Below are 9369 nucleotides of genomic sequence, written 5' to 3'. Positions count from 1 at the left end.
ATCATCTGGCACCCGTCATCGCAAGAACACCCGTCCAAGTGGATCACAAGGAACGGATTGCCGTGGACAACGCGTTGCGCCCTCTCATTCCACGCAGAGCGCCGGATGATAATGGGCCTGCCGCACCTGCGGCACGGTTTTGGGTTTAGTTTCGTCTTCATGGTTTCGGGGGTTGCCCTTACCATTGACAGACGCGGTGTCCTGTATTAGGATCGCAGCCTCCGGCCAAGGAGATCTGCGTTGGTCTGGCAACCTGCTCAGGGCAATTGCAGAAACTGTGTGACCCCCGGCTTGAAGTTCGTACCTTCAAGATCCGGGGGTTGCGCTTTTCATGCGCTATCCTTCAAAAGTGGTGGCAAATCAGCATCAGTCTTGTCCTCCTCCTGTGGTTCAAAATCGTCCGAATCGTCCGTATTTCCATTCCCGCTAGGCTTCTTGATGCGCTCATACCACTGAGAGAGCCCGTGGAGGCCGTTTGGCAGGCGGTGAAAATCTGAATTCTTTCGGAGGGCGGTTCGGAGAATGGTCTTTCGGTTCTCCTCTTTCCCCTCGAAGTGATAACCGCCGTTCACCAACTCAGTGTAAAAGTCCTCAACTGAGGCTGGGCCTTTATTCAGCGACTTCCGCTGCTCCAAGATCATCTTGAGACAGCTCGCGAGCGGCTTGCCGTAGAAAGCATCACTGGCGAATTGCATCATTGCCGGTGCTGCCTCGTGATCCTCATCGACGATCTGATAGTTCTGCTTGAGTAGCCGTAGCGCATAGACCATCAGCCCGCGCCGCCGGGTTCCTCCTTGTTGCCGCACAGCCGTGGCGAGCTGCCGACATTCCGGCCAATTCTCTGCCCACACCTTACGCCCACTTGGAAGCAGCACGAGTCCGCCGCCGTGGATTCTTATGCCGCTCGTGTGCTCCCACACCGGGGCAGGCAGCAGCCGCTTCCAGCCCAGACCAGGACGCCTGGGGAAAGCAGAACCGGTCACGGCACCCAACTCCGGGCCTGCGGGCGGTTTTGGAAGCTCGGTTGTCATGCGTCAGGCCCTCCGTGGGTGCGTTCGGCGTTCGTCCTACTCATCGCGAAAGCGCATTTCCATCGTTGGGAGCATCGAGGCGATGAGCGTCCACAGCCTGCCGCGCTTGTAGCCGTCGAGTTCCTTCCGCAGTTTGTGGTTTTCACGGAGGCATTCATTCATCGTTGTGACAAGCTCTCGATTGCGGCGCATCACTGCCTGCATGAGTTCTTCCTGTCGATTGAGCAGGTATTCCTGCTGCCGTATCATGGCGCTAGCCACGTCCAAGGACGAACAAGGCGTTGCAGGGTCAACCGCCTGGACTGGCGGCGCTTCATTGGTTTCTGGCTTCGGTTTCATCGTTTGGTTTGCGGAGTAAATGTGGTTAGTCGGCGGTGCCCTGAACTTTGTCGTTAGCTGGCTCATGGACTTCGAAGCCGTTATCAATCGCAGCAAGTGCCGCGAGAGCCACAAACCGCGAGAGCGATCCCTTACCCGCATGGGCTTTCATCACTCGCTTTTTCTCCGGCGGCGTGAAGGCCGCAGGCACGCGGCCCGCACTCGTTTTCTGCGAGGCGGGCTTGGCGGCGAAGGTGTTGTTTTCAGGCGCGGGCATCATCTCACATTGCTCGGATTTTTTCACGGAGCGACATTCCCATGATTTCTGCATGTGCGATGCGCTTTTTTTGCTCGGCGGTCTGACTCTGCGGCCCCCAGCAATGGGGATAGGCAGGATCGCCGTGGTGGACATAGACCTTGTTGCCTGTCCTTGCCTCAGCCTCGGCTGCGTGTTTACCCGTGACCAATCGGCGTGCGAACGGGAATTGTTTGTCTGTCGTGGCTGAAATTGAGCAGCCGCAGAATGCGCATGTGGTGCCATTGGCACCGGAGTCGAATGTGAATCTGTTTTTCATTTTTTTGAGTTCGTGCTTTGACCGGCACTGCGGGTTTGTGTTGGCGTTGCCTTGTGGCAACAGCGGATTCTAAGAGAGGCGGAAGATTTTGCAACAAAAACTTAGTTTATTTTCATCGCCAGCTAACCAGCGGCTTGAGGATCAGCCTCGCTAAGGCTCGGTGCCTCAGCCTTGTCGTTCGAGCCTGACCGAGGCTTGCACCGTCCGCGCAGCACGAGCCGATCTAGCCATTCACCTCGCGAAATGTTTTCAGCGATGGCTCGAATCATGTGCTACGCCTGGTTTGCCTGCGTTTTCAGAATGAATTTACAGGCGTAAATCTTGTCAAGCGGCGCGTATATCCTACTGGGTCAAGAGGGGATTAATGGGCTGCGATGGGGCGGCGCGGGTGACGACGTAGAATGACCAGTCGATCCGTGCTGGACGGATGGCGCGGCGATGTTTGACGGGTGGCGCTTCTGGCGGAGGTGGCGCTGTGTAGCCAGTGCCTGTCTCGCGGAGATGCGGATCTAGTGTGTCGAGGTATTCGCCGAGGGCCATACGCACGAGGCCGGCAGTGCTGATGTGCGTTTGCGAGTGATGATCGCCTAAGCCTGGCCTTTAGATCGGCGGGAAGACGCAGGTGAATAGTGTCCTGGGTGATGTTTGGTTTAGCCATGCGGAAGCACAAGGGTGATTATACGGCTACGGCTCGCTTCTCCCGAGCCGGCAGACGTAGATGTGCATGGTGTCGTTGTTACGTGTCCGAGGCTTATGACTGCTGGACAGATTTAGGGCTATTGTGTTCCTTTTGTGGAGCAAATGCAAGATTTTTGATTTCGGCATATTTTAATGTTGCATTCGTGTTGTAAATGTAGCACAAATTAGCCGCAAATGGACGCAAGCCTGAAAATTCGTCTACCCGTGGACCTGAAAGCACGGGCTGAAAAGGTAGCGGAGCGATCGCTAATCAGCCTTTCTGATGTCGCGCGGCAGGCGATTAAAGCGGCCGTAGAGACGGACGAGGCAAAGAGCAATCAGCCACAACCGGAGGGCGCAGCCGATAAGGCTGCAATCGCGCAATGAGATGGCAGGCCCACGTGATCGACCGCGCGCAAAATGTCGGTCTATGGCTGACGGTCCAAGGTCGCGACCTGAAGACCGCCGAGCGCAATGCAGAAGCTCGGGCGGCTCTGTTTTTTCGCGCTGATCCGGCTGACTTGGACGTGGTGAGCGTGCATCAACTCAGCGACGGAGGCCGCGTGCTATGATCACGGAAACTTTGCTCGCCGAGCTGGCCGACCTCATCCGTCGGGAGCAGGATGTGAAGACGTTGCTGCGGCTGGAGCCGTATCCGGTGCAGCCTGGCCGCTTTGTTTACCTTATCGAGACTCCGTTTGAAAGCTTTCCGCGATTTGTCTGCGGGACTACCGACCCTACGAACAGCACGGTTTTCATTAAAGCTAAAAGCTTCCGACGCGAGAGTTGCGAGGAGGAATTCACGAAGCTGATGGGAGGAAGTGCGCAGCCATGAACGAGGTCGTCCACGCCGCCGCTCTCTTTTTTTCGCACCTGCCGGCCCTGGCTCTCGTGGTGTGGATCGCGCGGGCTGAAGCTGGGCCATTTAACCCAGACGCGGAGGGTCGCGAGTGATGCCGCTGGATGCTCTAGCTGCGCTGATCGTTGCCGCGTCGATCGCGTGCGGATTACTCGCTGCCGCGAGGTGATGCCGCCGCCCCTTTTTCTTTTTTCGCAACCATGGGACGAATCCGACAGACTCACCGGCAAACAGCGGCGGTTCTCGTGAGCCGTGCTGAAGCTGCCAGGCTGTTGGGATGCGATCCGGCGACGATCACGCGCAGGGTGCAGGCGGGAGCGCTGCGGACCGTTCAGACCGTGATCGGGGAGAGGCTGGAGGTGGGGTCGCTCTTCCCTGGGTTGAGCTGCTCGGCTGTGGAGCAATTGATGCGCCGGATTACTCCCCTGCCCGCCCGCCGGATGGGTTCGCGGATGGGGAAAATGCCGACACTGGCGGCGGAGCCTGCTGAGGTGGCTGGAGTGGCTGAGTCCGTCGGCCAATTGGTTGATAGTCATGTGGTTCTCAAATGTAACTCATTCAAAATGAATGATATTGATTCCGAGGTAACGGATTCAATCGACCAGATTCCGCCGGTGTTGGCTGGTTTTGCAGGGGGGGAGGGGGTCGGCGAGCCTGGCCGGGAGGATGATGGGTAATCCATTTGGCTGGGGAGAAAATTTTTGCATTGGCCGGGTTGTGGGGCCGGCAGGGGTGAGGTGCTGACATTGACTGCTGCCTTATGGCACGGCTTCAAAAATCGAAAAAAGAAAGCCCGGAATCGCAGCCATGCGACCAAGGGCGGCAGCTTGGGGAAATCATGGTCGAAGAAAAAAAAGAAAGGGGCGGCGAGTCGTTCTTCATCGCCATCGACACGGAAACGGGCGGCACGCGACCCGGACAGCACGCGCTGCTATCCATTGCGCTCGTCGCGAGCTGGGCGCGAGATTTGCCATCCGTGATCTACGTCACGCCGGAGTCTCAGCCGGGAAAGATCGTCGAGCCGGACGCCGCGCGCATCAACGGATACTCCGCCGCGCTGTGGGACAAGCGAAACGCAGTGGATGTCCGCACGGCGCTTTGCATCCTCGTTGCGTTTCTGGAGGACCGTTTCAAAGCCCAGCCTGGCGCGCTGATGCTGGCGCACAATGCCGGGTTTGACCGGATGTTTCTCGACGAGGCCGCCGCCGCCGCCGTCGCCGGTGTCCGTATGCCGATCCGCCACGCCTGGCGATGCAGCATGGACAAGATGGGCACGCTGATGGATCGCGGTATCATCCCGGCTGGCAATTTGAAGCTGGATCGCCTCGGCGAACTCTCCGGCCAATGGGCGCCGGGCCAACGCCCGAAGATTCACGAGGCAGACGCGGACGCGCTGGCCTGCCTGCGCGGTTATGAGTGGTTGCTGGAAAAGGAAAAAGAAGGGCCGCCCGGCGCCGAAACCCTGCATTGGGTGCGCGATGGCAGTTTCCCGGACGACGAAACCAGCGTGATCATCGACGCCGCCACGGGCTGCGAGACGGGATTCCGCGACGCTGGAGTCTGGCGCTGGAACAATGCCGTGCTCATCGAGGAATCCGTATTCGGATGGGCTCACCTTCCGCTGGGGATTGGATCGCAAAAAAAGGAGGGCGCGGCATGAACACCACGGCGCAGGGCGGGGCCATCTCAGTCGAAGATCAGGCTATCGAAACGGCCTGGCACATCTTCCAGCGGGAGCGTGATCGCGAACCCGCCACCATCCTGCGCCGCACCTTCCGCCTGCTGGTCATTGAGATGGCTGCGGACCATGGAATCGCACAATTCGAGGGCATGGCTATCAGCCCCACCACGGAATTCCCGCCGCGCGACGGACTCGCGCAAAAGCACCCTCGAACCCACCTGATTCACAACCATGATCACCAAAGCACTGGAAAAACCTACGGGCACCCTGCTGGGCCGTATCACCGGCAAAGCCACGCCAGATGATTCGCCGTTCAGCCCTGCCGAACCAGCGGATACCGTCCCTTTGCCGCCGGATCCACCGCCTCTGAAGCGCGGACTCGATCGCCAGCTTAAAGCCCGCAGCGAGCGCGAGGAACGCCACCTGCCCGTTCATCTGGCTCAGGCATTGGGTCTCGGCGCGTTTGCCAGCGAGGTGCTGCGGCTCACCGCCCGCTTTGATCGCGAGCCGACCACCGCCCGCGCCGAGGATCTGCGCCACGCGCTGGATGATCTTATTGCCCACCACCAGTTGCCATCTGCCTGATTTCTCCCATGCCAGCGCGTGCTCTTGATTACCTCCCACCCACGGATCCGACCGTCATTCTGCTGACGGAGGCCATCGCCTTTGTGCGGCAGTGGGATTTCATCGCGAACCATCCCGAGGTGCCAGTCACGCCGCGGCAGATCGAGGAATTGAAAAAGCACCGCGAAGACTGGATCGAGCGCGCCAATCGCTGGGCGCGCAACAAGCCGGAGTATCAAGCGGCTTCACAACGGCAAGCGTCTAGCCAAGTGCCAGACCTTTCAAATCTCAGGCAACCCTCATTTCTCCCTTGCTGCCAATGAAACCCATTCTCCGCATCCTCGCCGGGCCTTACCACCGGCCGCATGATGACAAGGAACTGGCCGGCGCCATCGTCACCCTAGAGCGATTGAAGCGCCCCTATGCCCTGCGCGACGGCAACAACCGGCCCGCCACCAAAAAGAGCGGCAGTGTTTTCATCTGGGCAGCCGATACACGTATCTCTCGCGGCCTCAGCCTCGATGCCCACCGCACCCCTCCGCGCCTTCGGCTGAACCCCAAACGCCACCCCTGGGAACAAGTGGACTGGACAAAGGGCACCACCGAAATCGCCCAGATGCTCTCCACCGACATACGCACCGTCTCCCGTGCCCGCCGCCGCTACGCGCCGCACACCATCGGACGCCAGGGGAAAAAGAAAAAAGCCCACGCCTGATTTCTCGCATCTATGCTCGTCAAAAACGATTTTCTCTCTCACTGGAAAACCAAGCTGCTGTGCCTGCGGATCGGCGATGGCCCAGCGCTGCGGGCGCTGCTTTCGCTGTGGTCCTACTGCGAGCAAAGACGTGCATGGCAATTCAAACTCACGCCGCTGGAACTGGCCGGCGTGTGCGATTTTGGGGGCGATCACCAACAGCTCTACCGCCACCTTTTGGAGCTGCGCTTCATCATGGAAAAAGACGATGGCTTCTGGGAAGTCAACGGATGGGGAGAACAGAATTCCTCCCTGATTCACAAATGGCCCGGCCGCCGTTTGCAAGATGACGAATGCTATCATGCGCAAGGCTTCGTTTGCAAGCGTATAGCAAAACCTAAACCACAACCTATAGCCCAGCCTTCACCTCCAGCTATAGGCGCAGCTATACCCCTAGCGATTGGATTGGATAGGATAGGATTGGATAGGAAGGAACCCCCTTTATCCCCCAAAGGGGGAAATGCCGCCGAGGCTGCTGTCGCTGATTTGGCTGACTACGGAGTCGAGCATCCTGATTCCGGCACGGAAGATCCTCCGGGCAAAAAAAAGAAAGGGGGGCGCGTGCTGCTGGATCTCGAATGGCCGGAAGACTGGCAGGGTGAGCGGATGGCGATCATGCAGGAATGGCTGCGCTACAAGGCGGAGCGGCGGCAGGGCTACAAGCCGACCGGCTTTGCCGTGCTGCTGCGCAAGATGGCGGGCCTGACCGCTGCCCAACTCCGCGAGGTGGTGGATGCCAGCATGGTGAACGGATGGACGGGTTTGTTTCCCGAGAGACTGGCGGGCGCGGCGCATCCATCGCACCCGGCGAGAAAGCCAGCTCCTGAGGTCGCCATCGAAGAGCAAAGCCTCTTGAACGTCGATGCCGCCGACTTCGAGCCCGAAGGCTGGCGCGACGTGTGGCCGGAAATCACGGATGCGCCGCTGCCGCGCGAGTTCGCCGATGTGCCGCCTGCGCTTCGCTCAAGGCTGATCGACGAATGCGAAAAAGGAGAGGGGGGGGCTGCACTGTGAGCGACGCGCCGATCATCAACATCGCCGATGCAGCGGCCATCGACCCCATGCACCCCGAGGGCGGCGAGGCCGTGCCGCAGGCCCGGGCTAACGCTGCGAAAAAGAAGAAGGGCGCGGCGAGCACGGAAGACTTGCTGGCCGGGGTGAACCGCCAACTGCCGTTCAGCGACGAGGCAGAAAAGGGTGTGCTCTCGTGTCTGCTGCAAGATGCCGGAGACTGGCTTTCAGACACGCGCACGAAGCTAAAGCCGGAGATGTTTTACCACACGCCAAACCGGCTGATCTACGAGGCCATTCTCGCGGTCGATGACGCGAAGCAACCGGTGGAAACCGTGATGCTCACGAACTGGCTGCGCGACAAGGGCGACCTCGATAAGGTCGGCGGCAGCGCGGCCATTTCCGAGCTTTACACCTTTGTGCCGATCTCCGCGCACCTGCCCTACTACCAGCGGGTGATTTTCAACAAGTGGATTCTGCGCACCACGATCCACCATTGCACAGCCGGCGCGACCGCCGCCTTTGAGCACGGCAAGGAAGACCCCGCTGAAGATCCCAGCGACTGTGTGGCGAATATCGACGGCGCGCTGTTCAACGTGCTCGAGACCATCCGCACCGGCCAGGGCGACAACGGACCTGTGCACAGCAGAAACGTCGTCACCGAAGTCATCGACCACGTGGATCGGCTGCAAAGCAACAAGGGCAAGATGCTCGGGATTTCCACCGGCTGGGCTGATCTCGATCGCGCCATCGGCGGGCAAGGCCTCGAGGGCGGCGAGGTATTCGTCGTGGGCGCGCGGCCGAAGATGGGGAAGACGAACGTGCTGTGCACGATGGTGAAGAGCATCGCCGTGGATCAGGAGATTCCCACTCTGGTGTTCTCGCTCGAAATGCCGCGCCGCCGCCTGTGGAACCGCATCTTGTTTGGCGGATTCGACATTGAAACGAGCAAGGCGAGCACCGGTTTTCTCGAAAAGAAAAAGCCAGCCGATGGCGAGCCCTCCGATGACGATGGCGATCTCGAAAACAACGGCGGCATCTCGCGTGGTGACCAGGCCAATCTCGCGATGGCCACGCGCAAGATGCAGCACGCGCCGCTGTGGGTGCATGACAAGGCCATCAACACCAACGACCTGCGCGCCATCGTGCGCATGATGGTGCGCAAGCACAAGATCAAGTGCGTGGCGCTCGACTATCTCCAGCTCGTGAAGGCCGTGACGAAGATCGGCCAGAGCGAGGAGCGTCACACCATCGCCGAGGCCATGGAAACCATTCACTGGCTGGCAAAAGACTTTGGCCTGATCTTCATCGTGCTCGCCCAGGCGAACCGCAGCGCCGAGAAGAATCCGCGCCATGAACCCAGCTCTGCCGACTACGACGGCGGCAGTGCCATCGAGAAATTCCTCGACTACGGCGCCTTCATCCACCGGCCCGCGCGCTATAAGAAATGGGCGGACCTTGACGAGAAGCAGCAGAACGCCTTCAAGGCCATGGTGCTGCCGCGGCGGAAAAAGAATCCTGAACTGTGGAGCAACATGGAGCCCGTGCGCAACGGTGTGGGGCAGATCCTCAGAGACGAGAACCGCAAGGCCAAAATGGAATGGAACCCTGAGCGCGACTGGAACGAGCACGCGCTGCTTTTGCTGCAACTCAATCGCAACGGCGACGAGGCACGCATTCCGCTGCGCTTCCGTCCGGAGTTCACCCGCTTCGACACGCGCACGCCCAAGCTGTGGAGCAACAACAAGACCGAGAGGCAGATGGGGTATGGCGACAAGTTCACCGGACCGCAGCACGACGACGAACCTCCATCCGATGAGGAGCTTTTTGAGGATTGAATCATGGGCGACTTTCACAACCAGACCCCACACACCGCGAAGAAGGCGCACCGTTGCGCG

The 9369-nt window shown here is 59.7% G+C and carries 15 protein-coding genes; 10 read left to right on the top strand and 5 right to left on the bottom strand.

All coding sequences use genetic code 11. The annotated features are described in order from the left end of the window. Positions 1-329 precede the first annotated feature (329 nt). The 5 genes from ACILSL_RS25985 to ACILSL_RS25965 all read right to left on the bottom strand — a co-directional run bounded on the left by ACILSL_RS25985 (position 330) and on the right by ACILSL_RS25965 (position 2470). Positions 330-1031 carry a hypothetical protein gene (locus ACILSL_RS25985; protein WP_395734990.1) on the bottom strand — a complete coding sequence of 234 codons (702 nt, stop codon included), beginning with the start codon at positions 1029-1031 and terminating at the stop codon, positions 330-332. Positions 1032-1067: 36 nt separating this feature from the next. Next, positions 1068-1280 (bottom strand): hypothetical protein, encoded by a 213-nt coding sequence (locus tag ACILSL_RS25980; RefSeq protein WP_395734989.1) that lies wholly within the window; start codon positions 1278-1280, stop codon positions 1068-1070. Between the two features lie 115 nt (positions 1281-1395). Continuing rightward, on the bottom strand, positions 1396-1629 hold the full coding sequence (locus ACILSL_RS25975) for a hypothetical protein (RefSeq protein ID WP_395734988.1): 234 nt from the start codon (positions 1627-1629) through the stop codon (positions 1396-1398). 1 nt (position 1630) lies between these two features. Beyond that, positions 1631-1924, bottom strand: coding sequence for a hypothetical protein (locus ACILSL_RS25970; RefSeq protein WP_395734987.1), 294 nt, complete (start codon positions 1922-1924; stop codon positions 1631-1633). Between the two features lie 342 nt (positions 1925-2266). Continuing rightward, on the bottom strand, positions 2267-2470 hold the full coding sequence (locus ACILSL_RS25965) for a hypothetical protein (RefSeq protein ID WP_395734986.1): 204 nt from the start codon (positions 2468-2470) through the stop codon (positions 2267-2269). A gap of 327 nt (positions 2471-2797) precedes the next feature. On the opposite strand from ACILSL_RS25965, the gene ACILSL_RS25960 reads away from it, so the two are divergent. The 10 genes from ACILSL_RS25960 (at position 2798) to ACILSL_RS25915 (ending at position 9309) form a co-directional block, all read left to right on the top strand. Beyond that, positions 2798-2989 (top strand): hypothetical protein, encoded by a 192-nt coding sequence (locus tag ACILSL_RS25960; RefSeq protein ID WP_395734985.1) that lies wholly within the window; start codon positions 2798-2800, stop codon positions 2987-2989. A gap of 181 nt (positions 2990-3170) precedes the next feature. Then, a complete protein-coding gene (locus ACILSL_RS25955; RefSeq protein WP_395734984.1) occupies positions 3171-3437 on the top strand; it encodes a hypothetical protein in 267 nt (88 codons plus the stop codon). 269 nt (positions 3438-3706) lie between these two features. Continuing rightward, positions 3707-4138 (top strand): hypothetical protein, encoded by a 432-nt coding sequence (locus ACILSL_RS25950; protein ID WP_395734983.1) that lies wholly within the window; start codon positions 3707-3709, stop codon positions 4136-4138. A gap of 83 nt (positions 4139-4221) precedes the next feature. Further along, the gene (locus tag ACILSL_RS25945) at positions 4222-5121 is read left to right on the top strand and encodes a hypothetical protein (RefSeq protein WP_395734982.1); all 900 of its coding nucleotides are present in this window, start codon (positions 4222-4224) and stop codon (positions 5119-5121) included. Further along, positions 5118-5447, top strand: a complete 330-nt coding sequence (locus ACILSL_RS25940; RefSeq protein WP_395734981.1) for a hypothetical protein — start codon at positions 5118-5120, stop codon at positions 5445-5447. Before ACILSL_RS25945 ends, ACILSL_RS25940 begins: the two co-directional genes overlap by 4 nt. Further along, positions 5374-5727, top strand: a complete 354-nt coding sequence (locus ACILSL_RS25935; RefSeq protein WP_395734980.1) for a hypothetical protein — start codon at positions 5374-5376, stop codon at positions 5725-5727. Before ACILSL_RS25940 ends, ACILSL_RS25935 begins: the two co-directional genes overlap by 74 nt. An 8-nt stretch (positions 5728-5735) precedes the next feature. Next, positions 5736-6029 (top strand): hypothetical protein, encoded by a 294-nt coding sequence (locus tag ACILSL_RS25930; protein WP_395734979.1) that lies wholly within the window; start codon positions 5736-5738, stop codon positions 6027-6029. Then, complete coding sequence (locus ACILSL_RS25925) at positions 6026-6421, top strand: hypothetical protein (protein ID WP_395734978.1); 396 nt, start codon at positions 6026-6028, stop codon at positions 6419-6421. Before ACILSL_RS25930 ends, ACILSL_RS25925 begins: the two co-directional genes overlap by 4 nt. 12 nt (positions 6422-6433) lie before the next feature. After that, positions 6434-7474 (top strand): hypothetical protein, encoded by a 1041-nt coding sequence (locus ACILSL_RS25920; RefSeq protein WP_395734977.1) that lies wholly within the window; start codon positions 6434-6436, stop codon positions 7472-7474. Then, the gene (locus tag ACILSL_RS25915) at positions 7471-9309 is read left to right on the top strand and encodes a replicative DNA helicase (RefSeq protein WP_395734976.1); all 1839 of its coding nucleotides are present in this window, start codon (positions 7471-7473) and stop codon (positions 9307-9309) included. The genes ACILSL_RS25920 and ACILSL_RS25915 overlap by 4 nt, the downstream gene beginning before the upstream one ends. Positions 9310-9369: the final 60 nt, after the last annotated feature.

The organism is Prosthecobacter sp. (assembly GCF_044222345.1).
Lineage (GTDB): Bacteria > Verrucomicrobiota > Verrucomicrobiia > Verrucomicrobiales > Verrucomicrobiaceae > Prosthecobacter.
This window is presented reverse-complemented; position numbering and strand designations above follow the sequence as displayed.

What these genes read in the sequence shown, in the direction of transcription:
- ACILSL_RS25920 (WP_395734977.1), top strand. Translation starts at nt 6,434, where the DNA reads ATGCTCGTCAAAAACGATTTTCTCTCTCACTGGAAAACCAAGCTGCTG.
- ACILSL_RS25955 (WP_395734984.1), top strand. Translation starts at nt 3,171, where the DNA reads ATGATCACGGAAACTTTGCTCGCCGAGCTGGCCGACCTCATCCGTCGG.
- ACILSL_RS25980 (WP_395734989.1), bottom strand. Translation starts at nt 1,280, where the DNA reads ATGATACGGCAGCAGGAATACCTGCTCAATCGACAGGAAGAACTCATG.
- ACILSL_RS25975 (WP_395734988.1), bottom strand. Translation starts at nt 1,629, where the DNA reads ATGATGCCCGCGCCTGAAAACAACACCTTCGCCGCCAAGCCCGCCTCG.
- ACILSL_RS25945 (WP_395734982.1), top strand. Translation starts at nt 4,222, where the DNA reads ATGGCACGGCTTCAAAAATCGAAAAAAGAAAGCCCGGAATCGCAGCCA.
- ACILSL_RS25935 (WP_395734980.1), top strand. Translation starts at nt 5,374, where the DNA reads ATGATCACCAAAGCACTGGAAAAACCTACGGGCACCCTGCTGGGCCGT.
- ACILSL_RS25925 (WP_395734978.1), top strand. Translation starts at nt 6,026, where the DNA reads ATGAAACCCATTCTCCGCATCCTCGCCGGGCCTTACCACCGGCCGCAT.
- ACILSL_RS25970 (WP_395734987.1), bottom strand. Translation starts at nt 1,924, where the DNA reads ATGAAAAACAGATTCACATTCGACTCCGGTGCCAATGGCACCACATGC.
- ACILSL_RS25985 (WP_395734990.1), bottom strand. Translation starts at nt 1,031, where the DNA reads ATGACAACCGAGCTTCCAAAACCGCCCGCAGGCCCGGAGTTGGGTGCC.
- ACILSL_RS25930 (WP_395734979.1), top strand. Translation starts at nt 5,736, where the DNA reads ATGCCAGCGCGTGCTCTTGATTACCTCCCACCCACGGATCCGACCGTC.
- ACILSL_RS25960 (WP_395734985.1), top strand. Translation starts at nt 2,798, where the DNA reads ATGGACGCAAGCCTGAAAATTCGTCTACCCGTGGACCTGAAAGCACGG.
- ACILSL_RS25940 (WP_395734981.1), top strand. Translation starts at nt 5,118, where the DNA reads ATGAACACCACGGCGCAGGGCGGGGCCATCTCAGTCGAAGATCAGGCT.